The organism is Gordonia sp. N1V, from assembly GCF_029269935.1.
GTDB classification, from domain to species: Bacteria; Actinomycetota; Actinomycetes; order Mycobacteriales; family Mycobacteriaceae; genus Gordonia; species Gordonia polyisoprenivorans.
The window spans coordinates 254,113-276,078 of record NZ_JARJDD010000006.1 but is presented as its reverse complement, the minus strand read 5'-3'; the positions used below and the strand labels follow the sequence as shown (position 1 = coordinate 276,078).

General features: G+C 67.3%; 22 protein-coding genes. 12 read left to right on the top strand and 10 right to left on the bottom strand.

Annotation, left to right across the window (positions count from 1 at the left end):
- Positions 1 to 55: 55 nt before the first annotated feature.
- Together P3L18_RS10915 and P3L18_RS10910 are read left to right on the top strand one after the other, a co-directional pair.
- On the top strand, positions 56 to 538 hold the full coding sequence (locus tag P3L18_RS10915) for a thioesterase family protein (RefSeq protein WP_276114069.1): 483 nt from the start codon (positions 56 to 58) through the stop codon (positions 536 to 538).
- Complete coding sequence (locus tag P3L18_RS10910) at positions 528 to 1,223, top strand: hypothetical protein (protein ID WP_079929428.1); 696 nt, start codon at positions 528 to 530, stop codon at positions 1,221 to 1,223. The genes P3L18_RS10915 and P3L18_RS10910 overlap by 11 nt, the downstream gene beginning before the upstream one ends.
- A 31-nt stretch (positions 1,224 to 1,254) precedes the next feature.
- Here the strand turns inward: P3L18_RS10910 and P3L18_RS10905 are convergent, their stop codons facing one another.
- Both P3L18_RS10905 and P3L18_RS10900 read right to left on the bottom strand, forming a co-directional pair.
- Positions 1,255 to 3,054: a glycoside hydrolase family 13 protein gene (locus tag P3L18_RS10905; RefSeq protein WP_276114086.1), complete on the bottom strand. Its 1,800-nt coding sequence runs from the start codon at positions 3,052 to 3,054 to the stop codon at positions 1,255 to 1,257.
- 120 nt (positions 3,055 to 3,174) lie between these two features.
- The gene (locus tag P3L18_RS10900; RefSeq protein WP_079929430.1) at positions 3,175 to 3,591 is read right to left on the bottom strand and encodes a globin; all 417 of its coding nucleotides are present in this window, start codon (positions 3,589 to 3,591) and stop codon (positions 3,175 to 3,177) included.
- Positions 3,592 to 3,830: 239 nt separating this feature from the next.
- Between P3L18_RS10900 and P3L18_RS10895 the strand changes: the two genes are divergently transcribed.
- From P3L18_RS10895 to P3L18_RS10885, 3 genes are all read left to right on the top strand, one after another.
- Complete coding sequence (locus tag P3L18_RS10895; RefSeq protein ID WP_014359709.1) at positions 3,831 to 4,481, top strand: HNH endonuclease; 651 nt, start codon at positions 3,831 to 3,833, stop codon at positions 4,479 to 4,481.
- 250 nt (positions 4,482 to 4,731) lie between these two features.
- The gene (locus P3L18_RS10890; RefSeq protein ID WP_006371243.1) at positions 4,732 to 4,980 is read left to right on the top strand and encodes a hypothetical protein; all 249 of its coding nucleotides are present in this window, start codon (positions 4,732 to 4,734) and stop codon (positions 4,978 to 4,980) included.
- Positions 4,967 to 5,476 (top strand): DUF5130 domain-containing protein, encoded by a 510-nt coding sequence (locus P3L18_RS10885; RefSeq protein ID WP_231386685.1) that lies wholly within the window; start codon positions 4,967 to 4,969, stop codon positions 5,474 to 5,476. Before P3L18_RS10890 ends, P3L18_RS10885 begins: the two co-directional genes overlap by 14 nt.
- 204 nt (positions 5,477 to 5,680) lie before the next feature.
- Here the strand turns inward: P3L18_RS10885 and P3L18_RS10880 are convergent, their stop codons facing one another.
- Complete coding sequence (locus tag P3L18_RS10880; protein WP_026920190.1) at positions 5,681 to 7,084, bottom strand: cation:dicarboxylase symporter family transporter; 1,404 nt, start codon at positions 7,082 to 7,084, stop codon at positions 5,681 to 5,683.
- 202 nt (positions 7,085 to 7,286) lie between these two features.
- Here P3L18_RS10880 and P3L18_RS10875 point away from each other — a divergent pair, with 202 nt between their 5' ends.
- Positions 7,287 to 8,870, top strand: coding sequence for a sensor histidine kinase (locus P3L18_RS10875; protein ID WP_014359713.1), 1,584 nt, complete (start codon positions 7,287 to 7,289; stop codon positions 8,868 to 8,870).
- Positions 8,871 to 8,886: 16 nt separating this feature from the next.
- Positions 8,887 to 9,582 carry a response regulator gene (locus tag P3L18_RS10870; RefSeq protein WP_014359714.1) on the top strand — a complete coding sequence of 232 codons (696 nt, stop codon included), beginning with the start codon at positions 8,887 to 8,889 and terminating at the stop codon, positions 9,580 to 9,582.
- Between the two features lie 24 nt (positions 9,583 to 9,606).
- Here P3L18_RS10870 and pepN read toward each other — a convergent pair whose 3' ends face one another.
- Complete coding sequence (gene pepN, locus P3L18_RS10865; protein WP_079929433.1) at positions 9,607 to 12,219, bottom strand: aminopeptidase N; 2,613 nt, start codon at positions 12,217 to 12,219, stop codon at positions 9,607 to 9,609.
- 168 nt (positions 12,220 to 12,387) lie between these two features.
- Here pepN and P3L18_RS10860 point away from each other — a divergent pair, with 168 nt between their 5' ends.
- The 3 genes from P3L18_RS10860 (at position 12,388) to P3L18_RS10850 (ending at position 14,481) form a co-directional block, all read left to right on the top strand.
- Positions 12,388 to 12,993: a DsbA family protein gene (locus tag P3L18_RS10860; protein WP_014359716.1), complete on the top strand. Its 606-nt coding sequence runs from the start codon at positions 12,388 to 12,390 to the stop codon at positions 12,991 to 12,993.
- A gap of 153 nt (positions 12,994 to 13,146) precedes the next feature.
- The gene (locus P3L18_RS10855) at positions 13,147 to 13,620 is read left to right on the top strand and encodes a ribose-5-phosphate isomerase (protein ID WP_276114068.1); all 474 of its coding nucleotides are present in this window, start codon (positions 13,147 to 13,149) and stop codon (positions 13,618 to 13,620) included.
- Positions 13,621 to 13,677: 57 nt separating this feature from the next.
- A complete protein-coding gene (locus P3L18_RS10850; protein ID WP_276114067.1) occupies positions 13,678 to 14,481 on the top strand; it encodes a zinc finger domain-containing protein in 804 nt (267 codons plus the stop codon).
- Positions 14,482 to 14,524: 43 nt separating this feature from the next.
- On the opposite strand, the gene P3L18_RS10845 is transcribed toward P3L18_RS10850, so the two are convergent.
- A complete protein-coding gene (locus P3L18_RS10845; protein ID WP_006371252.1) occupies positions 14,525 to 14,665 on the bottom strand; it encodes a hypothetical protein in 141 nt (46 codons plus the stop codon).
- A gap of 230 nt (positions 14,666 to 14,895) precedes the next feature.
- Between P3L18_RS10845 and P3L18_RS10840 the strand changes: the two genes are divergently transcribed.
- Both P3L18_RS10840 and sthA read left to right on the top strand, forming a co-directional pair.
- On the top strand, positions 14,896 to 15,801 hold the full coding sequence (locus tag P3L18_RS10840) for a PE-PPE domain-containing protein (protein WP_276114066.1): 906 nt from the start codon (positions 14,896 to 14,898) through the stop codon (positions 15,799 to 15,801).
- Between the two features lie 119 nt (positions 15,802 to 15,920).
- Entirely contained in the window at positions 15,921 to 17,369 is a 1,449-nt protein-coding gene (gene sthA, locus P3L18_RS10835) for a Si-specific NAD(P)(+) transhydrogenase (RefSeq protein WP_006371254.1), read from the top strand.
- Positions 17,370 to 17,463: 94 nt separating this feature from the next.
- On the opposite strand, the gene P3L18_RS10830 is transcribed toward sthA, so the two are convergent.
- The 5 genes from P3L18_RS10830 to P3L18_RS10810 form a co-directional block, all read right to left on the bottom strand.
- Positions 17,464 to 18,153: a L,D-transpeptidase gene (locus tag P3L18_RS10830; RefSeq protein ID WP_006371255.1), complete on the bottom strand. Its 690-nt coding sequence runs from the start codon at positions 18,151 to 18,153 to the stop codon at positions 17,464 to 17,466.
- A 223-nt stretch (positions 18,154 to 18,376) separates the two neighbouring features.
- Positions 18,377 to 19,711, bottom strand: coding sequence for a lipase family protein (locus P3L18_RS10825; RefSeq protein WP_276114065.1), 1,335 nt, complete (start codon positions 19,709 to 19,711; stop codon positions 18,377 to 18,379).
- Positions 19,712 to 19,873: 162 nt separating this feature from the next.
- Positions 19,874 to 20,059: a hypothetical protein gene (locus P3L18_RS10820; protein WP_035734553.1), complete on the bottom strand. Its 186-nt coding sequence runs from the start codon at positions 20,057 to 20,059 to the stop codon at positions 19,874 to 19,876.
- Positions 20,060 to 20,126: 67 nt separating this feature from the next.
- Positions 20,127 to 21,590: a cytochrome P450 gene (locus P3L18_RS10815; protein ID WP_276114064.1), complete on the bottom strand. Its 1,464-nt coding sequence runs from the start codon at positions 21,588 to 21,590 to the stop codon at positions 20,127 to 20,129.
- Complete coding sequence (locus P3L18_RS10810; RefSeq protein WP_253193922.1) at positions 21,587 to 21,814, bottom strand: hypothetical protein; 228 nt, start codon at positions 21,812 to 21,814, stop codon at positions 21,587 to 21,589. Before P3L18_RS10810 ends, P3L18_RS10815 begins: the two co-directional genes overlap by 4 nt.
- Between the last annotated feature and the right edge of the window lie 152 nt (positions 21,815 to 21,966).

The following is a 21,966-nucleotide window of genomic DNA, read 5'->3' as shown; positions in this document are numbered from 1 at the left end:
CCGATGAGCCGCAACGCCGTCGGACCGCACGCGGTACGCGAAGAGGGGAGTCGTAGTGCTCTACGAGGATGAGGGAACCGCCACCGACAAGGGATATGTCGTGCGGGTCCCGGTGCGTTGGTCCGACATGGACGTCTTCCAGCACATCAACCACGCACGGATGGTGACCCTCCTGGAGGAGGCCCGAATCCCGTGGCTGTTCTACGACGGACGGCCCACCGCCGATCTGCGGCGCGGCTGTCTGGTCGCCGAGCTGCACGTGAAGTACGCAGCGCAGATCCGCCACGACGAGGGTCCGATCGTGGTCACCATGTTCGTCGAGAAGGTACGGGCGGTGGACTTCGTCGTCGGTTACGAGGTGCGCCCCGACGGTGCTCAGCCCGACGACGCACCGGCCGTCATCGCCTCCACCCAACTCGTCGCGTTCGACGTGGATGCACAGCGTCTGCGGCGCCTCACCGCCGACGAACGCGCGTACCTGGAGAGCTTCCGGTTGCCGGACACCACCGAGCAGACCGCGCCGCATCATGGAGGGTGAGCGGCATCTGACGTTGCAGCGCGCCGACGACCTCTCCGACGCGCTGGCCTTCCTCGGCCGTGCCCACCGGCTCGACGACGCTGCCGTTGTCCGCCTGGCGGTACGCGGCGACGGCCTGATCGGCCTGTGGTCACACACCGGATTCGACGTCCTGGTCACCCGGGCCGTATTCGGCCGGATGGCGCCCAAGGATCTGGTGGCCGACGTGACCTCCTTGCGCGCAGCGCTTTCCGGCGCCATGCCCGGAACTCCCGTCGACCCCGGTATGCCCTTCGATTCGGCGTGGCGCGGCGCACTGCCGCTGCTCACCGGTTTTCGCCACGTCGACGACGTGCCCGCGCGCACGGTGGTGGGGCTCGTTCGGGACGGTGCTCGCGTCGCACGCGAGGAGGGCAGCGCGCACGGCCCGGCGACCGGCGTACTCGATCAGGACGTGCTGGAGGTCACCTCGACCGACGGCGGTCTACGGGCCGCAGTCTCCCTGCGCGCGCTGTTCGCGCTCACCGGAATGGGTTTCGTCCGCGACGCGCAGGGCCGCGCGATCACCGAGGACTCCGATGTCGAGGCGATCGATGCCGACGAGCCGATCCGAATCCGGATGTCGGCGGCCTGGATTCGGATCGACGCAAGGTTCGGTGCGGTCTACCTGCGCCGCCATCGCGACCTCGGCGTCACCGTGCTGTGACCACCTCTCGGTGGTCCTTCGGTGCGCAGCCTCACACCAGCCAGGCGGCGGAATTCGGTGCGAGATGACCGTCGACGAGAGGGGCGCTGAGCAGCAGGACCTCTCCAGGGGGGAGCGGCACCGGGTCGTCGCCGGCGTTGAGGGCGCAGATCAGGCCGCCACCGGCTCTGCGGAATGCCAGGCAGTCGTCGGGTGCGCCGTACCATTCGACCGTGTCTCCACTGAATTCACTTCGGCTGACCCGCAATTCGATGGCCTGCCGATACAACGAGAGGGTCGAGGAGATGTCCTCGAGCTGCTTCTCGACGGTGTAGGGCGCCCAATTGTCGGGCATCGGCAACCACGTCTGCGCCGAGGTGCTGAAACCATAGGGCGGCTGTGAACCCTCCCACGGTATGGGCACCCGGCAACCGTCGCGCCCGCGTTCGGTGTGATCCGAGCGCTCCCATACCGGATCCTGCAATGCCTCGTCCGGGAGATCCACATTGGGGAGTCCGAGCTCGGCGCCGTTGTAGATGAAGACCGTTCCGGGGAGGGCGAATTCGACCAGCGCCATCGCGCGCGCCCGGGCCCGGCCGACGTCGAGGTCGACCTCGGAGTCCGGGCCGTGCTGATCGAGGCGACCGTAGCGCGAGACCTCCCTGTCGACATCATGATTGGACAGTGTCCACGTCGGCGTCCCCGAGACCCGAAGTACCGCATCGAGAGAGTTCTCGATCGCGGCGCGGATCTCGTCGGGATCGAACGCGGCCTTGGCAAGTCGGAAATTGAACCCGAGATGCAGCTCGTCCGGCCGCAGGTACTCGGCGAAGCGTTCGTTGTCCTCCACCCAGATCTCGCCGACGTTGGCCGCGCCCGGATACTCGTCGAGCACCTTGCGGATCTTTCGGTGGATGTCGTGCACCGCATAGTTGTTGAAGCGCGGATCGTCGTCACTGTTGGTCAACAGCCCGACCGAGTCGAGGTCCATGTCCGGCAGGTCCTCGGGCTTGGCCATGCCGTGCGCGACGTCGATGCGGAAGCCGTCGACGCCGCGGTCGAGCCAGAACCGAAGGGAGCGTTCGAGATCCTCGAACACCTCGGGGTTCTCCCAGTTCAGATCCGGTTGCTCGGCGGCGAAGATGTGCAGATACCACTGACCGGGTGAGCCGTCGGACTCGGTGACCCGTGTCCATGCCGGTCCGCCGAACACGCTGTGCCAGTTGTTGGGTGGCTCGTCGCCGCCCTCACCGAGGCCGTCGCGGAAGATGTAGCGGGCGCGTTCGGGGCTGCCGGGTTCGGCGGCGAGCGCGGCCCGGAACCACTCGTGTTGGTCGCTGGTGTGATTGGGGACGAGGTCCATCGTCACGCGCATTCCGCGGTCGTGTGCCTCGGCGACGAGTTCGTCGAAGTCCTCGAGATCGCCGAAGAGGGGGTCGATGTCGCGTGGGTCGGACACGTCGTAACCGTGATCGGCCATGGGGGAGCACATGATCGGGCTCAGCCAGAGGGCGTCGATCCCGAGGAGTTCGAGATATCCGAGTTTGTCGATGACCCCGGCGAGATCGCCGACACCGTCTCCGTCGAGGTCGGAGAAGGATCGCGGGTAGATCTGGTAGAAGATCGCCGATCGCCACCACGTGGTGTCGGACGGGTCGAGTTGCGGCACAACCGAACCTGGCGCCGCCGCGTCGGTCAGTTCACCGGCGGGGTCCGTCTCGGAGGTCGCCTCGTCCTCGCCGGTCCCGTGGCTTTCCTCGCCCGCGTCGGCGGGATTCGGTCCGATGTCGCTCGGGCCGGAAACCTGCTCGTCGGTGAGCGCTTCCTCGGAGCCGGTGTCCTCCGAACCCATGGGCACAGCGCTCGATGTCTCATCGCTCACGTCGCAATTGTGCCTCACCTGATAATTCGGTGACCCATGCAGGTCCGCGCGGCGAGTCGCCGATGCGCGCGCCGAGGTGGAGGCCGTTGGTCAGAACGGCGAATTCATCATCGACTGTGCAGCCATTTCCATGTAATCGGTGAGCGCACGGCGATGTTCGTCGTCGAGGGTCTGTGAGTCGATCTCCGCGATCGCGGTGTGCATGCAGCGCAGCCAGGCATCGCGTTCGATCGGCCCGATCTTGTAGGGGTGGTGCCGCATCCGCAAGCGCGGATGACCGCGTTCCTCGGAATAGGTTCGCGGCCCACCCCAGTACTGCTCGAGGAACATGCGGAGTCGGCGTTCGGCCGGACCGAGGTCTTCTTCGGGATAGAGCGGCCGGAGTATCTCGTCCTTGGCGACCTCGGAGTAGAAGGTGTGGGTCAGGCGGGCGAAGGTGTCGGCGCCGCCGACCTCGTCATAGAACGATCGGCTCTCGGGTGCGGGAACGGGCTGGGAGGCACTCACCCGACCAGTGTCCTCCACCGGCGCCGAAGGTCTCAAACCTCACGCGTGCCCACCGTCGGTGGACGCCGCGGGTATCGGCGGTCGGCGGGTGCACCGACATCCGTTGTTCACACAAGTGACCTGCGTCGACACCCGAGATTTGTCGTGCACGACCGCGCTCGGCGTGTTCCACTTGACGCGTCCGGTGCGCGCACACGGGAGGCGGGATGACACGCAGAAGCCAACGGCAGGTTCGCGATGTGACGGTGTTGCGTGGCGAGCGGTCGCTGCGCCGCGCGCACGAGAGCCCCGTGTCCACCAACCCGGAACTGACCGAGAAGCCTGATGCTGCCGACGAGTCCCGTCCGTCTGCGGGGCTTCCGGCTGCGGGACTGTGGGGACGACGCCGCGTCCTGCTGCTCAACGCGACCTACGAGCCGCTCACCGCGATCTCCCTGCGCCGGGCGATCGTCCTCGTCCTGCGTGAACGCGCCGACGTCGTCCACGCAGTGGCCCCGGGGATGGCCGTGCATTCCGCCGCGCGAACGGTCCCGATCCCGTCGGTGATCAGGCTGCGGACCTACGTCCGCGTGCCCTATCGTGCGGTCACCCCGATGACCAGGGCGGCATTGATGCATCGAGACCGCTCCCGCTGCGGTTACTGCGGGGCCAAGGCGACCACGATCGACCATGTGCTGCCCCGAAGTCGTGGCGGCGGGCACTCCTGGGAGAACTGCGTGGCCTGCTGCGCGAGCTGCAATCACCGCAAGGCCGACCGCCTGCTCAGCGAACTCGGCTGGACCCTGCACACGCCGCTCACCGCTCCCAAGGGGCGGCACTGGCGACTGTTGGCCACGATCAAGGAGATCGATCCGGCGTGGGTCCAGTACATCGACGCCGGGGCGGCCTGACAAGCCGGTCGTTTCCGGTGGTCGGTGTCCGCTCGAGGCCCCGCGGAGTCCTCCGATTCGTCCCGGACGGAGTGCGCTGATCGTTCCGGACGGAGTGCACCGAATCATCCCGGACGGAGTCCGCCAAATCGTCTACGACACGTTGTAGGCCCCACTGGGACGCACCCGCGCCGGTGGGCTAGATTGATCACACAACCTGGTGGTGCGGGCGGTTTCGTGCCGTTCGAGGAACACCGATCGAAAGGATGTCATGGATAGCGCCATGGTCGGTATCGGAGTCGTGGTCACGGTCATCTGCGTCGTGATGGTCGTGCTCTGCGTCGTCTCGATGATGTTCTCGTCCGGCCTGAAATACCCGAAGGTGCAGGAGTACACGCTCGATCAGGAGTGGACGCGCCAGCCGTTGCTGTTCAGCGCCACCGAGATCGAGCCGATGGCGCTGCCGCATCACGCGGGACCGACCGATGTGGATGGAGGCTCGGCCAGTGGCAAGTGGTGAAGTGACTCAGGCCGGCACACCCGGCGCCGCGCAGGGCGGCAACGTCAAGCTGTCGCCGACCACCGCGCTCCCGATGGGAACGGTGATCACCAACAGCGGTCGCGTCTCGGCGACCCGGTTTCCCGGCCAGGCACCGAGCACCCCGCCGTTCTCGCAGCGGGATCTGATCGATCTCGACGACGCACTCAAGGCTGCCAGCGAGAAGGCCCTCGTGCGTTTCTCGGTCTACATCGGTGAACTCGGTGAGGACGCCGTCGCCGACGCGCGCGCGGTCCTCGCACAGGCTCCCGAGCCTGCCAACGGCGCGCTGATCGCCGTGTCGCCCAACACCCACGACGTCGTTGTCGTCTCCGGTGCGCGGGTGGCCGACCGGGTCAACGATCGGGTCGCCCAACTCGGTGTGACCGCCGCGATCGGCAGCTTCCGGTCCGGTCAGCTCATCGACGGGCTGATCGCCGCACTGCACGTCGTCGCGACCGCTGCCGCACCTTCCTGATCACCGGATCTCGTTTCTTCGCGCCGATGCGGGGCTCTCCACCGAGAGCCCCGCATCGGCGTTTCGGTGGGTGCCCGGCCGAGCGTGCACGCCCGCAGGGCCCCTTACAACCGACCACTGCGTGCAGATGCCGGCGCCGGTCACTCCTGGTGGGAGTGACCGGCGCCGGCGTCTCTTGGCACCCGATGATGTGCCAATCGGCGTTCAGCGTGCGGCGAGTTCCTTTTCCGTGACGATCGTGTCGTCGTGGGTGCGTGGCCGGTCGAGCGGTTCCTCGTCGACCATGTCCTGTTCGTTGAACGGGTCGCGGCCGGCGAGAACCTCCTCGACACGCGCTTTGTCGACGGTTCCGGTCCACGAGCCGACGAGCAGAGTGGCCACGGCGTTACCGGAGAAGTTGGTGACCGCACGCGCCTCCGACATGAAGCGGTCGATCCCGACGATGAGGCCGACGCCGTCGAGCATCTCCGGTCGGTGGGCCTGCAGCCCGCCGGCGAGCGTGGCCAGGCCGGCGCCGCTGACGCCGGCGGCGCCCTTGGAGGCGATGATCATGAATGCCAGGAGACCGATCTGCTCCGGGATCGACAGCGGATCACCCATGGCGTCGGCGATGAACAGCGAGGCCATGGTCAGGTAGATCGCGGTGCCGTCGAGATTGAACGAGTAGCCGGTCGGCACGACGACTCCGACGGTCGTCTTCTCGACACCGAGGTGTTCCATCTTGGCGATCAGCCGGGGCAGCGCGGACTCCGACGACGAGGTCGCGAAGATCAGGATGTACTCGCGGGCCAGGTACCGGACCAGCTTGAAGATCGACACCCCGGCGGAGGTCTTGAGCAGCACTCCCAGCACACCGAACACGAACACCAGGCAGGTCAGGTAGAACGCGACCATGAGCACCAGTAGCTGGCCCACCGCAGCCCAGCCGGTCTGGCCGACGACGTTGGCGATCGCACCGAAGGCGCCGATCGGGGCGACCCACAGGATCATGGTGAGGACCTTGAAGACCAGCTTCTGGAAGTAGGCCACCGCGTTGAGGATGGGTTCGCCCGTGCGCCCCATGGCCTGGATGGCGAAGCCGACGAGCAACGCCACGAACAGGGCCTGCAGCACGCTGCCCTCGGTGAGCGACGACAGCAGCGAGGTGGGGATGATGCCCTCGATGAACTCCATCGTTCCGCCCGATTCGTGCGCCTTCTCCGCCAGCGCGGCGCCCTGACCGGCCACCGCAGAGATGTTGAGACCGGTGCCGGGCTTGATGAGGTTGCCCACGACCAGGCCGATGGCCAGGGCGACGGTCGACATCACGAGGAAGTAGACGAAGGCCAGGCCGCCGACCTTGCCGACGGTGGCGGCCTTGCGGACCGATCCGATGCCCAGGACGATGGTGCAGAAGATCACCGGCGCGATCATCATCTTGATGAGGGCGACGAACATCGTGCCCAGCACGCCGATGTCCTTGCCCACCTCCGGCCAGATCAACCCGACGGCCACGCCGGCGACCACCGCGATGATCACCGAGATGTAGAGCCAATGGGTGCGGTCCCGCTTCTTGCGCGGGGTGGCCGGGAAATCGGCGGTGCCCGCCGTGTTCGACCTGATGTTCATCAGTGAGTCCTTTCTCGTCCCGCCCTCGCGTACGGCGATGGGAGGTGCTGACTGAGAATTCTTCGGCGTCACGGTGACCCCGGTCACCATTGAGTTCATTTCGTTCAGTGGCGTGGACCACCTCGATCGGGCAGTGTGAGTGCGCCGGTCCGGCACGATGTGTCAGGTTGGGGCCGGTGGTGGAGAACGAGGAGGCGCACGGGTGAGGGCACGGTTGCTGCCGCGGTCGCTGGCCGGGCAGGCGGTCGCATTGCAGGTCGCGGTGGTCATCGCGATCGTCGTGGTGGGCAGCCTGCTCGCGGTCGTCGATGCCCGTGCCGACGCGAATCGTGCGGCGCGGGAGCAGGTGACCGCGGTGGCGGTGAGTATCGCCGACGCCCCGTCGACCGCCGCGGCGATCACCTCACCGGACCCGACGACGCAACTGCAGCCGGTCACCGAACACATCCGGCAGGCCACCGGCATCGCGTTCATCACCATCATGAACACCCACGGCATCCGCTACACCCACACCGATCCCCGGTTCATCGGCGGCCACTACCTGGGCACCATCGAACCGGCGCTGCGGGGGCAGACGTTCACCGAGATCTACACCGGCACACTCGGTCCGTCGGTCCGCACCATCGCTCCGGTCCGCGCCGGCGACGGCACCATCGTCGGCGCGGTGGCCGCGGGCATCACCCAGTCGACGTTGACCGAGGACTGGGTGTCACAACTGCCGCTCATCGGCGCCATCGGCGGCGTCGCCCTGGTGATCGCGTTGGTCGGCTTGTGGGCGATCCGTCGGCGTCTGCTCCGTCATACCGGTGGGCTCACGCCGACGGAGTTGCGGGTGATGTACGACCATCACGATGCGGTCCTGCACGCGGTTCGTGAGGGACTCGTCGTCGTCGATTCGTCGCGCCCGGTACTCGTCAACGACGAGGCGCGCCGCCTGCTGGGAACCGATGAGCCGCTTCATATCCCGGAGTTCATGACGTCGGGCACCGAACCGTTGCGTGACGTTCTCGTCGCCGAGGGAGGGCGAGTACTGATGGTGAATCGGTCACCGGTGCCCGGTCGGGATGCCGCGGTGATCACCATCCGCGACCGCACCGAGGTGGCCGAGGCGATGGGTGAACTCGACTCGATGACACGCTTCGCCGAGGCGCTGCGGTCGCAGGCGCATGAGTCGGCGAACCGCCTGCACACGATCGTGGCGTTGATCGAGATGGGACGGTCGGGCGACGCCGTGCGCATGGCCACCGAGAATCTCGAACTCTCCCAGAAACTCGTCGACCGGGTCGGCGACGCGGTGGTCGAGCCGACGCTGGCGGCATTGTTGCTCGGTAAGACGGCACAGGCCGCCGAACGCGGTGTCGAACTGACACTCACCGAGGACTCGATGGTCGATGACCATGCGACGCAGATCCTTTCGGCCGGCGAGATGATCACCGTGGTGGGCAATCTGATCGACAACGCGCTCGACGCCGTCGACCCGGATGATCCCTGGGTCGAGGTGACCGTCATCGGCGACGCTGCCCACGTACACGTGGTGGTCGCCGATTCCGGACCCGGCATGACTCCCGACGAGTTCGCTCGAGCGCGACGCCGCGGTTACTCGACGAAAGCCGGTGGTGACACGGCCGGACGCGGACTCGGTCTCGCGTTGGTCGCCCAGGTCGTGCACCTGCACGGCGGTACGATCCGAGCGGAGAACACCTACGGTTCGGTGGTCGGCGTCGAGATCACGGCCGGCGCGCAGGCGTCGACACCGACCGAACCGGACGCCGGGAGGCTCAGATGATGCGAGCAGAGGCGAGATGATCCGGGTACTCGTCGTCGAGGACGACCAGGTGATCGCCGCCGCACACGTCGACTTCCTTTCCCGGATCGGTGGATTCGACGTAGTCGCCCATGCGGCCACCGCGCAGGAGGCGCTGCGCCGGGCCACCGCGGCCGCCGACGGCGCCCACCCCGTCGACCTCGTCCTGCTCGACCTCGGCCTGCCCGACGCGAGCGGCATCTCGCTGGCCTCGGCACTGTCGGGCATCGTCCCGTCCCCCGACATCATCGCGATCACCGCGCAACGAGACCTGGACTCGGTTCGTAGCGCGATGGCCCACGGTGTGCTGCTCTATCTCATCAAGCCGTTCACCTTCGCGGCATTCGGTGAGAAGATCCGGCAGTATCTGAGCTATCGCGAGGCGCTGACCGGTGGGGGAGACGCGGTGAGTCAACGCGACATCGATCGTGCGTTGGCGAATCTGCGCACCGCCGACACCCGGCGTACCGCCGCGAAGGGGCGCTCCCCGGACACCGAGGACGCCGTCGGACGTGCCATCCGCGACAGCACCGACGGTCTGACCGCCTCGGAGGTCGCCGGCGCGATCGGTAGCTCCCGGGTGACGGCCTGGCGCTACCTCGAGCGCCTCGCCGACGACGGTACGGTCGACCGGGTCACCGAGTACGGCAACACCGGTCGACCGCAGATCCGCTACGTGTGGCGGGCACGCTGAGCGGTCGGCCGCCGGCCACGGCGGTCAGCGAGTGGCGTCGAACGCCCGAGCGCGCAGTGAACGTTCCACTCCCGCACGGCCTTCGACGATGAGGCGCTTGAGCGCGGCGGGATGGTCGGCGGCCAGGAACTCATCGGCGGCGGCGAGACCGGCCTCACTGATCTCCCACGACGGGTAGAGCCCGACCACCACCGTCTGGGCGACCTCGCTCGAACGCCGCGACCACACACCGGGCACGGCGTCGAAGAACTTCGCGACGTACTCGCCCAGCAGCGCACCCTGACCGGGTCGGGCGAAGCCGGCGACGACCGATCGGGTGAAGATGTTCGAGGCCGAATCGTCGTCGACGGCCTGGGCCCAGGCGTCGGCTTTCGCCTGCGCGAGCGGGCGGGCGGCACGGGCCGTTGCGGCCTGCCGGGCACCGGCGGCGGTGTTGTCGCGCTCGGCCTCGGCATCGATGACCGGGGTCGAGTCGGGGTCGGTGTCGATGGCGCCCGCGGTGGCCAGCGCGATCACCAGCCGCCACCGCAGATCGGTGTCGACGGTGAGCCCGGACAGTCCGTGCGACGCTGGGTCGTCACCATCGAGCAGACCTTTGGCCACGCCGACCTGACCCTCGTCGAGGGCACCGGCCAACAGGGTGTTGACGAAGGCCAACTGGTGATCCGAGCCGGGCTCGGCGGCGCGGGCGAGTTCCAGCAGCCGCGCCGAGAAACTCCGACGCCCGGTCTGCTCGGCCCACGTGGGGTCGGCGTAGGACTCGATGGCGGTGGTGGCCTGCAACAGGACTCGCTGGACCACCCCGATCTCGGTTTCGGCGACGATCCCGCGCTCGACCAACTCGACGAAGTCGCGGGCGGCCATCTCGGCCTGACGGGTCATCTCCCACGCCGCCGACCACACCAGGGTGCGCGGCATCGAATCGCTGATGTCGCCGATCCGGGTGGTCGCGGTCGACAACGAATCCGGGTCGAGCCGCACCGAGGCGTAGGTGAGGTCGTCGTCGTTGATCAGGATCAGCTTGCCGCGGTGGACGCCGAGCAGATCGGCGACGTCGGTGCGTTCGCCCTCGACGTCGAGTTCGATGCTGTGCGTACGGGTCAACGCGCCCGAGTCGCCGTCGTCATAGATGCCGACCCGCAGCCGGTGCACCCTCGTCGCGCCCACCGCCGACGAATTGTCCGCGCCACCCGCGCCCGGGACCGCACCGTCCTGCACGATCGTGAACCGGGTGAAAGCGCCCGAGTCGTCGAGCTCGAAGTCCGGGCGCAACACGTTGATGCCGGTGGTCTTGAGCCACTGCCCACCCCAGTCGGACAAATCGCGGCCCGACGATTTCTCCAGTGCGGCAAGGAGATCGGAGAAGGTTGCGTTGCCGAAGCGGTGCGCGGAGAAGTAGTCGCGCAGACCGGCGAGGAAGTCTTCGAGTCCGACGTAGGCGACGAGCTGTTTGAGTACCGACGCGCCCTTGGCGTAGGTGATGCCGTCGAAGTTCACCTCGACCGCGGCGATGTCGGGGATGTCGGCGGCCACCGGATGCGTTGAGGGCAACTGGTCCTGACGGTAGGCCCACGACTTCTCGACGTTGGCGAAGGTGGTCCAGGCGCTGGTGTACTCGGTTGCCTCCGCCTGGCACAGCACCGAGGCGAAGGTGGCGAAGGATTCGTTGAGCCACAGGTCATCCCACCATTTCATGGTGACGAGGTCGCCGAACCACATGTGGGCCATCTCGTGCAGGACGGTCTCGGCCCGCCGCTCGTAGAGATAGTTGGTGACGCGGGAGCGGAAGACGTAGTCCTCCAGGAAGGTCACCGCCCCGGCATTCTCCATGGCGCCCGCGTTGAACTCCGGAACGAAGAGCTGGTCGTACTTGCCGAAGGCGTAGGGGATACCGAAGTTCTTGTGGTAGAAGGCGAATCCCTGCTTGGTCTCGGTGAACAACCGGTCGGCGTCCATGAACTCCGCCAGTGAGGCCCGGCAATAGATCCCCAGGGGGATGGTGCCGTGCTCGTCGGTGTAGGAATCGGTCCATTCGGCGTAGGGTCCGGCGATCAGGGCCACGAGGTAGGTGCTCATCGTCGGCGTCTCCCGGAAGCGGTGCACTCCGGGTTCGGCGGCGGCGGTGGCGACCTCGGGCGCGTTGGAGATCACCTTCCAGTCGGTGGGTGCGGTGACCGTCAGCGTGTAGGTGGCCTTCAGGTCGGGCTGATCGAAACATGCGAACATCCGCTTGGCATCGGCGGTTTCGAACTGCGAGTACAGGTACACCGAGTCGTCGGTGGGGTCGACGAAGCGGTGGAGCCCCTCGCCGGTGTTCGAGTATGCGCAGTCGGCCACCACGGTCAGGGTGTTCTCGGCGGCCAGCCCGGGCAACTCGATGCCGACGGACTCGTCGAAGCCGGTGACGTCGAGTTCGGTGCCGTTGAGCGTCGCCGAGCGCAGGGTCGGCGCAACGAGATCGATGACGGTCGATGCGCCCTGAGTGGCGGTGAAAGTCACCGTCGTGGTGGAGGCGAAGGTGGTGGCGCCCGGCGCGCCGTTGCCGTCGGTGAGATCGAGGTCGATGGCGTAGTGGGACACGTCGACGGTGGCGGCGCGCTCGCGGGCCTGATCACGGGTGAGATTCGGGGCAGTCACAGCGGCCAGCTTAGTGCTCGGCGGCGATCGGGGGTGCCGACGCGACGCCGGGGGAGCAGGATCGGATGGAATGGGCTCGGCCGCGCGCGGGTTGAGTGGGCCGAGTTCGCCGCGCACCCGGTGTGAGCAGAAGGGTGTCCGGGAATCGTCGAGAAGAAGGGAAGACGTATGTCGAAGGATCGTGTGGATTTCTGGTTCGACCCGCTGTGCCCATGGTGCTGGATCACCTCGCGGTGGATCCTCGAGGTCGAGAAGGTGCGCGACATCGAAGTCAATTTCCACATCATGAGCCTGGCCGTGCTCAACGAGGGGCGCGACATCCCCGACAGCTACCGCGAGGGCCTCAAACAGGCATGGAAGCCGGTCCGCGTGATCGCCGCAGCGGCCGCGGCGAAGGGTGAGTCGATTCTCGCCCCCCTCTACACCGCGATGGGTACCCGTATCCACAACGGACAGAACAAGGATTTCGACGTGGTGATCGCCGAGTCGCTCGCCGAACTCGATCTCGATCCGACGCTGGCCGAAGCCGCCGACTCCACCGAGTTCGACGAGGCGATTCGGGAGAGCCATCACCGCGGGATGGACAAGGTCGGCGACGACGTCGGCACGCCGACCATCCACATCAATGATGTGGCCTTCTTCGGTCCCGTGCTCTCGCGCATCCCGCGCGGGGAGACCGCGGGCACGGTGTGGGACGGTGCGGTGGCACTGGCGTCCTACCCACACTTCTTCGAGCTCAAGCGCTCTCGCAACGAGGACCCCGAATTCGACTGACCGCCCCTGAGTGTACTCCGCCCCGACGACTCTCCTCCGGTCGCCGGGGCGGAGTCGTCCGGGGGTAACCCCATGGTCTCGGGGGGTGACGATCACTGTCGGGTCGTCACCCGGCACCGGAATCGCGGGTGGGCGGGATCTATAGTGAGGCGCATGCGCGTATACGTGGGTGGAGATCATGCCGGCTTCGAACTCAAGGCGGCCATCGCCGAGCATCTGCGGTCCAACGGTCATGAGGTGATCGACTGCGGGGCACACGTCTACGACGCCGCCGATGATTACCCGGCATTCTGCATCGCCGCAGCGAAGAAGGTGGTGGCCGATCCGGGCAGCCTCGGAATCGTGCTCGGCGGCAGTGGAAACGGCGAACAGATCGCCGCGAACAAGGTGCCCGGTGCGCGGTGCGCCCTGGCGTGGAGCGTCGAGACGGCCCAGCTCGCTCGCCAGCACAACAATGCGCAGTTGATGGGGATCGGTGGACGGATGCACACCACCGAGGAGGCGCTGGCGATCGTCGACGCCTTCTTGGCGGCGAAGTGGTCGGAGGAACCGCGTCACCAGCGTCGCATCGACATCCTCTCGGAGTTCGAGAAGACCGGTGTGGCGCCGGCCGTCCCCGAGTCCTGAGGGCAGCGCACTCGGTGACGGTGGCGACATCGGCGAGTTCGGCGACGGTGGTCGTCGATGCCTGAGGGGCATACCCTGCATCGCCTCGCCCGGCGTCAACAGAAGCTCTTCGGTGGGCAGCGGGTGCGGGTGTCGAGCCCGCAGGGGCGTTTTGCCGAGGGCGCCGCGGTGGTCGACGGCATGGAGTTCCATCGCGCGCAGGCGTGGGGTAAGCACCTCATACAGCGCTACCGCGACGGCAAGCGGACCCAACTGCTGCACGTCCACCTCGGGCTCTACGGCTCGTTCTCCGAACTCGCGGTGCCGATGGGGGAGCCCGTCGGACAGGTCCGGATGCGGATCGTCGGAGACGAGGTGGGCACCGACCTGCGCGGGCCGACCGCCTGCGAGTTGTACACGCCTGCCGACCTCGAGGACCTCGTCGCGCGGCTCGGCCCGGATCCACTACGGTCCGACGCCGACCCGGAGCGTGCGTGGCAGGCGATCCACCGGTCGTCACGACCGATCGGCGCCCTGCTGATGGATCAGAAGGTGATGGCCGGCGTGGGTAACGTCTATCGTGCCGAGGTCCTTTTTCGTGCACGTCTCGACCCGATGCGGGCCGGGCGCACCGTCGATCGGGAGGCCTTCGACGACATGTGGGCCGACCTCGTCGCCCTCATGCGAATCGGTGTGCGGCGCGGGCGAATTCACGTGATTCGGCCGGAGGACGATCACGGGCCGGGGTCGTACGCACCGGATCGGCCACGCACCTATGTGTACCGGCGCACCGGAGAACCCTGTCGGATCTGCCGAACCCCGATCGCGACCACCGAACTCGTGGGCCGAAACCTGTACTGGTGTCCCGACTGTCAGCGGTGACGGCCATACCAGTGGCTGCGTCAGCATGGGAAGTGCTTGAGGGTCAGCGACTTTCGTGACGCTGCGCCATGACGAGCAGCTCGTCGCGCTGGGCTCCGGACGACATCAGGGCGATGCGCTCGTAGAGCCGACGGTGGTTGTGGCCGGAGGGGAGGAAACGTTCACGCAGACGTGCGAACGACATGGGTACCGCTTCTTTCGTACTTCTCGGGGATGGTGATCGTCGACGGTTCGCGACCGTGTTCGACCTCGTCCATTGTTCGCGTTACGAATGTGTTACGCAACCGGAATCCAGGTGATCCTGGGCACCCTCGGCACGTCGGTGACCAGGCATCACAGCGCGATGGTCCAACTCTCATCCGGCCCTCAGCCGACTGTCCGGCCCCTCTCATCGACCATCGCGACGATGGAGTCATGACAGCCCACACCGACCCGGTGCACGCGGTGACGGTTCTGGTGGTCGGCGGAACCGGAGAGTCCTACGACGGTGACATGCGCACCGAGGTCACCGGACTGCTCTCCGGCGTCACCGATGCCCTCGACGACCGGTTCGACACCCGCTGGGTGGGCTACCCGGCGAGTTACGGTCCGGCACCTCATCTTTCGGGTATCAGCTACGCCGACAGCGTCGCCGCCGGGCAACGCGCACTGGCCGCGGCGCTGCACGCGGTCGTCGGACCGGTGATGATCATCGGCTATTCACAGGGCGCGGTGGTGATCCGACGCCTGCTGGCCGATCTCGACGCACGTGCCGACATGCGCGCGCTGAGCCGTGTCGTGGCGGTCGGATTCGTCGCCGACCCCCATCAGCCGCCCGGCGTCGTTGCGGGATGCGACGGGTGGGGAGTGGCCGGGCCGGGTCCGGCGATCCCCGAGCGCATCCCGGTCTGGTGGGTCGGCGCCCCCGAGGACATGATCTGCAACGCCTCGCGGGATTCGTTCGTCCGCGATATCGCCGATCTCACCGACACCCTCACCTTCGCCGCCCCCCGACGCTGGCTGTCACAGACGTGGAAAGTGTTGCGCAGCAACTCCTTCCAGAATGCGCGGGCAACCTCGGTGCGACCGGCGCAGTGGTTGCGCGACGTCGAACGGCTGGGTTCGGCATGGCGGGAGGTTCGCGGCTACCTGCCCGGTGTGATCGCCTGGCGCGGCATGGTCATCCGCAATCGGGCGGGCGGCAGACACACCGCCTACCACGACGAGCCGTACCGCCGGGACTCGGTGACCGATCCGCTGACCACCGGCTGTGAGGCGCTGGCCCAATGGATGCAGGTGCAGGCCACCTTCACCATGGGCCCGGCCGACCTGGCGGCCTGAGGACTCCCGCTCGAGTCGTGGGATCTGTCGACCTGGGTGACACTTGTCCGGGCGGTACCGATCACCTGCGGTGATCGATACACCGCCGAGCCACGGACACATCGAGCGAAGGATCCACGGTGGATCATTACGACATCGTCGTCATCGGGTCAGGACCGGCAGGTCAGAAAGCGGCGATTGCGGCGGCCAAACTCGGCAAACGCGCCGCGATCGTCGAACGCAAACACATGATGGGCGGCGTGTGCATCAACACCGGCACCATCCCATCGAAAACCCTCCGAGAGGCCGTGCTCTATCTGACCGGCCTGAACCAGCGAGAGCTCTACGGACAGTCGTACCGACTCAAGACCGACATCACCGTGGCCGACCTCACCGCGCGGACGATGCACGTCGTCGGCAAGGAGATCGACGTCATCCAGAGTCAGTTGGCCCGCAACGGCGTTGTGACGCTCATCGGCAGCGCGACCTTCACCGGCCCGCACGAGATCGCGATCGAGGATGCCACCGGAGACCTCAAACACGTATCCGCCGACCACTTCGTCGTCGCGGTCGGCACCCGCCCGGCGCGCCCGTCGTCGGTCGACTTCGACGGGGAGACCGTCGTCGACTCCGATCAGATCCTCGAACTCGACCGCGTTCCGGGATCGATGGTGGTGGTCGGCGCCGGGGTGATCGGCATCGAGTACGCGTCGATGTTCGCGGCGCTGGGCACCAAGGTCACCGTCATCGAGCAGCGGCCGGCGATGCTCGATTTCTGTGACCGGGAGATCGTCGAGGCCCTGCAGTATCAGCTCCGGGAACGTGGCGTCACCTTCCGTTTCGGCGAGCACGTCCGCACCGTCGAGACCCACCCCTCGGGAACCCTGACCATCCTGGAATCGGGAAAGCAGATCCCCGCCGACACCGTTCTGTATTCCGCAGGGCGTCAAGGTGTTTCCGATGAGCTCGCGGTCGAGGCCGCGGGGCTCACCGCCGACAACCGTGGGCGCCTCAAGGTCGACGAGCATTTCCGCACCGAGGTCGAGCACATCTATGCGGTCGGCGACATCATCGGATTCCCGGCGCTGGCGGCCACCTCGATGGAGCAGGGACGCCGCGCGGCATATCACGCCTTCGGCGAGCCGGTCGGACACACCCCGACCGACCTGCAACCCATTGGGATCTACGCGATCCCCGAGATCAGCTTCGTCGGCCGGACCGAGGATCAACTGACCACCGACAACATCCCGTTCGAGGTGGGTGTGGCCCGGTATCGCGAGCTCGCGCGCGGAGCGATCATGGGGGACTCCTACGGATTGCTCAAGCTTCTCGTGCACGCCGAGGACCGCACGCTGCTCGGCGTCCATGCCTTCGGGTCGAACGCTGCCGAACTGGTCCACATCGGCCAGACCGTGATGGGTCTCGGCGGCACCGTCGACTACCTGGTCGACGCGGTGTTCAACTACCCGACGCTGGCCGAGGGGTACAAGGTGGCCGCACTCGATGCGTCGAACAAGATGCGGGCGATCGCGCGGGTGCGCGCGGAGGGGCGATCGCTGGATCTCGATGTGTCGGCGCCGGTGGCCTGACCGGATCGGTGCCCTGAGTCGATCAAGCCCCTGACGACGACGAAGGGCCGGCCCAGGTTGGGCCGGCCCTTCGTCGGTACGAGGAGGGTGGGGATCAGTCGCCGGTGTACTGGCCGCCGACGGTGCCGCGAACGACGATCGGGGTGCCGCGACCGATGGTGTCGTAGACCCACTTGCCGTTCTCGGTGCTCACGTTGATGCAACCGTGGCTCACATTGCTGTGACCCTGCTGCTCGACCGACCACGGAGCGGCGTGAATGAAGATGCCGTCCCAGGACATGCGGGTCGCGTACTCGACGTAGGTGCGGTACCCACCGGGCGAATCGACGGGAACACCGTAGGTGGAGGAGTCCATGTACATGTCACGGTACTTCTCCTTGGTGTGGTACACGCCGTTCGGAGTCGGGTGGGCATCGGAGCCCATCGAGATCGGCATCGACTTGACGAAGGTGCCGTCCTTCCACCAGTAGATGGTGTGCGTCGAATCCTGGGCGAGGGCAACCCAACCGGTCGGGGTCGAGACGTTCGGCTCCGCGGGCACTCCGGGGGTTTCCGGGGTGGTGGACGTCGGAGGCGGCGTGGTCGTCGACGGCGGTGCGGCCGGCGGGGTCGGCAGACCCGGGATCGACGGGATCTCGACCGGCGGTAGTCCGGGGATGACCGTGACGGGGGCGGCCTGCGCCATGCCCGGCAGCGCAAGGGCCACAGCGATCACGCCGAGGACGATGGCCACGAGGCGGCTCATGCCGCGACGACGGCGAGGTGAGTTTGTGGTGTTCAGCACGGAAGTGGAAACCTTTGCTTGTGGGACATCCGGGCGCACCCCCGGGGCGCAGGCACCATCGTTACACAACTGTTGCCATGGGGCCAAAGGACATTGGGCGATCAGGCTACGTCACCGTCGTGTAGTCGCGATGCGGCATCTGGAAACCGGAGGTGAGGGCGCCGGAAACGGAGGGTGTGATTGCAGTCACATCAACCGGAGCGTGTCCCCACCTCGTGCGACCTCAGCAGGTGCTGGGAGCCGGCAATCCGGCGAACCGGTCACCGAGATAGTCGAACGCGGGGAGCAGTCCGATCACCGCCGCCGACATGTGATCGGGCGACGGCGTGGAGAACTGCTGCACACGAGTCCCGGCCCGGCAGTATCGCCGCATCGTCTGATCGATCGAGGCCACCGGGATCAATACGTCGGTCGGACTGTGCCACTCGAAGATCGGGGTCTTGGCCACACCCGGATAGAAGGCGAGGCTGTTGTCCTGGACGACGCGTCGTGCAGTCGGGTCCTCGAAGATCTGCTCACCGCCCACCGAGACCTGCTTGGCCGAGTGACCCGCGCCGAGGCGCAGGATGTCGTTGGTGCACGCGTTGCGCATCTCGGAGTACATCTGCTTACCGAGCGGTGAAAGGAATTTCATCATCGGGATCTGCTGCGGATACTCGCGGGAGAGGCCGATCGCCGCGGCGAAGGCCAGGCCGAAGGCGGGATGCGGATTGTTGTACCCCAGGCCCTCGGCCATCTTGATCAGATCCATCGGGACACCGCCGTACGCTGCGCCGACGATGTTCAGCTCCGGCGCGTAGGTCGGCGCGAGCGCAGCGGCCCACGCGGTTGCCATGCCGCCGCCGGAGTAGCCCGCCATCGCGACCTTGCTCCTGGCGACCTGGGCGGGGGCGAAGCGTTGGACGGCGCGGGTGGCGTCGAGGGCGATCTGGCCGCCCAGCCGCGCAGCCCCGTAGGCGCTGCGCGGGCCCAGATGATCGGGGATCGAGACCGTCCACCCGCGTTGAAGGGCGCCGTTGAGGCCCGGTGCCTCTCGGATGGTCAGGTTCGGGTCGGTGGTCCAGAGGGCCTGCGACGGCGCGCATTCGAGTCCCACCGCGTTGATGATGTGCTGAAACGACAACAGTGGTCCGTTGACCTGCTTGTGGATCGGGACCAGCAGGGTGGTGACCGCGGCGATCGGCTTGCCCTGGCTGTCGGACGACCGGAACTTCAACTGAAAGGTCCGTACGTCGAAGAAGCCGGGCGGAGTGGTCCGCGGGCGCACCGCGAGAATGTCGCCGTCGCGATGAGTGGCGATGTCGGCGGGCTGGGAATAGAAGGAGTCGGGCAACGCGGTGGGGAGCGCGACGTCGTCGGCGTGGGCGGGGCCGACGCCGAGCCAACCACTCGACACCGTCGCGGTGGTCACGGTGGCCGCCACGGCTGCGAGGGCCAGACGGCGTACCCGTGCGGGCGGGGTCTCACCGGTGCGCGGCACGCTCGATCGGCGAGATCCGAACAGTGGGTTGGGGAGAGTGGCCGCACGCGCGCGACCACCACCGAGAGAGAAGAGCACGAATCCCCCATCGAGGTCCTGGTACGAAGACCTGTGGCGCCGACGGCCACACCGGTCATGTCCCCCGACAGGATTCACAATGTGAATGGGGTGGCATGCGGTGTCAACTGGAACGAATGACCAGGTGTGACGGGGGTTACCCGCGAGTTCGCGGGCGGTTGCTCAGGCGGGCTGGAGATGTTCTGTGTGCAGGTGACGGGCCGGCTCGGAGCAGGCTTCGTCACGGCACACGAGCATGGTGTCGACCCGCCGATTTCCGCCGGTGGTCTCGGTGACGTCCTTGCGGACATGGAGATTCGCCCCGCATGACGGGCACTTGCGCTGACTCTTGACGTGACTGGAAGACATGTCCCCAGGCTACGCGCGATGTGGCGAAGATCACATGCCAGGTGAGGTGCGGGTTGCGGTGGCGAGATCAGTCGACCGAGAGTGCCCGGACGGTTCCGCCACGGGCGGGGATCATCGTGACGTTGCGGTAGCGGGGGCGTTCCGCGGGGCGGTCGTGGGTCTCCAGTTCGACCCGCCGCAGGATGTCGCCCACGACGATCTGGAGCTCGGTCATCGCCAGGTGGGCGCCGAGGCAACGACGGTTTCCGCCGCCGAAGGGCAGCAGCGTCATCGGGTCGGTCCGGGTGCCGATGAACCGGTCCGGCCGGAAATCGAAGGGATGGGGATAGAGGTCGTCGCGATGGTGCAGGAGCAGGGTGCTCACCACGGCGATGTCTCCGGACTCGCAGCGGTGGGTGCCGAATCGCCACGGGCGCTGCAGTTCCCGCGCGACCGACGGCACCACCGGGCGGCACCGCATCGTCTCGGTGATCACCGCGCCCACGAACTCGTCGTCGCCCTCGGCGGCGGCCGAGCGAGCCTGCGCATACACCTCGGGGTGACGGGTGAGGCGTTCGAAGGCCCAGGCGATCGTGGTGGCCGTGGTTTCGTGACCGGCGAGCAGCAGTGACACGAGCTCGTCGCGGATCTCGCTGTCGGACAACGGGAGTCCGTCGGTGGCACGCGCCGCCAGCAATGCCGACATCACATCGTCGTCACTGGCGTGGCCCCCGGCGCGACGTTCGGCGATCACCTCTGCGATCGCCGCATCCAGGTGCCGAACACCCCACGCGAGCAGGCCGACGGGCTCCGGATGCGAGGCGTTGAGCAATTGCGCGACGGTACCGACCGCCGACGACGACCAGCGCAGGAAGCGCCGGGTGGCGTCGCGGAGGTGCCGCTCGGCGGTGGTCGCCACGTCGGGAACATCGTCGGTGAGGACGCCGTCGGCGGCGTGGATGCCGAAGATCACGGCCATGATGACGTCGAGGGTTATCGCCTGGGCGATGCGGTCGACCCGGACCCGGCGGTTTGTCGGCCAGCGATCGAGATGCGCCGCCGAAGCCTGTTCGATCACATCTGTGTACCGCGCGACCGAGGTGCGATGGAATGACGGCAGCAGCGCCGTCCGTTGCCTGCGGTGCTGCTCGGCGAGGGTGGTGAGCACCGAGTCGGGACCGACGATCGGCCGCAACGGTGACAGCCGCGTCGCCGAGGGGGCGATCGCCGGATCGGCCGTCAGTACCGAGCGGACGTGAGCGGGATCGGAGATCACCACCAATCGTCCGGGCGCGCCGGGCAGATCGTAGGTGAGCACGTCGCCACATCGCGCCGCGTCGGCGAACACCACATCCCCCTCTCGACGGGCGAATCGCAGCGCGTTGCGGACCGTTGCGCGACGGGGCGTCGGCGGTGCCGGTAGGGCGTCGGCGTCCGACGCGCTCAGCGGTCCCGCCTCGGCGCACGTCGATACCAACCCCGACGCCGCGTCCGGGGCGGCGTCGAACCACCGCCCGGTGAGCGCGGGGTGGTACTCGGTCGATGCGGTCATGCGCGGGCCCCCGCCGGTCGGGTCGCACCCGGCAGCCGCGGCATCGACGACCGGGGTGCCGTGCGCACCCGCGACGGTCGGGGTCGGCGTGCCGAACGTGCGCGGTTCTCTCGTGCCGCATAGGCGATGTCGGTTTCACGGCCACGGAAGTTCATGTCATCAGGGCTGTGCAAGAGCCAGAAGAGGGTCATGAGGGTGGCGGCGGCGATCAGCAGGATCAGCATGGTTGCTCCTCGTCCGATGAACCCGGTCAATCCGGGTACCACTCACGCTATGGAGATCGAACTCCCTGGTCAGCGCCCCGCAGGCGGATCTTTGTCGACCTACTCGGGGTGGAGGCGACCTCCGACCGTGGGTGGATGTGCAAACGCGGCGG

Bases quoted from the DNA above. Each gene is read 5' to 3' on its own strand.
- P3L18_RS10910 (WP_079929428.1), top strand. From the start codon at position 528: ATGGAGGGTGAGCGGCATCTGACGTTGCAGCGCGCCGACGACCTCTCC.
- P3L18_RS10890 (WP_006371243.1), top strand. From the start codon at position 4,732: ATGGATAGCGCCATGGTCGGTATCGGAGTCGTGGTCACGGTCATCTGC.
- P3L18_RS10845 (WP_006371252.1), bottom strand. From the start codon at position 14,665: ATGTCGTTCGCACGTCTGCGTGAACGTTTCCTCCCCTCCGGCCACAAC.
- P3L18_RS10840 (WP_276114066.1), top strand. From the start codon at position 14,896: ATGACAGCCCACACCGACCCGGTGCACGCGGTGACGGTTCTGGTGGTC.
- P3L18_RS10880 (WP_026920190.1), bottom strand. From the start codon at position 7,084: ATGAACATCAGGTCGAACACGGCGGGCACCGCCGATTTCCCGGCCACC.
- P3L18_RS10850 (WP_276114067.1), top strand. From the start codon at position 13,678: ATGCCTGAGGGGCATACCCTGCATCGCCTCGCCCGGCGTCAACAGAAG.
- P3L18_RS10815 (WP_276114064.1), bottom strand. From the start codon at position 21,590: ATGACCGCATCGACCGAGTACCACCCCGCGCTCACCGGGCGGTGGTTC.
- P3L18_RS10855 (WP_276114068.1), top strand. From the start codon at position 13,147: ATGCGCGTATACGTGGGTGGAGATCATGCCGGCTTCGAACTCAAGGCG.
- P3L18_RS10810 (WP_253193922.1), bottom strand. From the start codon at position 21,814: ATGCTGATCCTGCTGATCGCCGCCGCCACCCTCATGACCCTCTTCTGG.
- P3L18_RS10860 (WP_014359716.1), top strand. From the start codon at position 12,388: ATGTCGAAGGATCGTGTGGATTTCTGGTTCGACCCGCTGTGCCCATGG.
- P3L18_RS10820 (WP_035734553.1), bottom strand. From the start codon at position 20,059: ATGTCTTCCAGTCACGTCAAGAGTCAGCGCAAGTGCCCGTCATGCGGG.
- P3L18_RS10905 (WP_276114086.1), bottom strand. From the start codon at position 3,054: ATGGGTTCGGAGGACACCGGCTCCGAGGAAGCGCTCACCGACGAGCAG.
- P3L18_RS10870 (WP_014359714.1), top strand. From the start codon at position 8,887: ATGATCCGGGTACTCGTCGTCGAGGACGACCAGGTGATCGCCGCCGCA.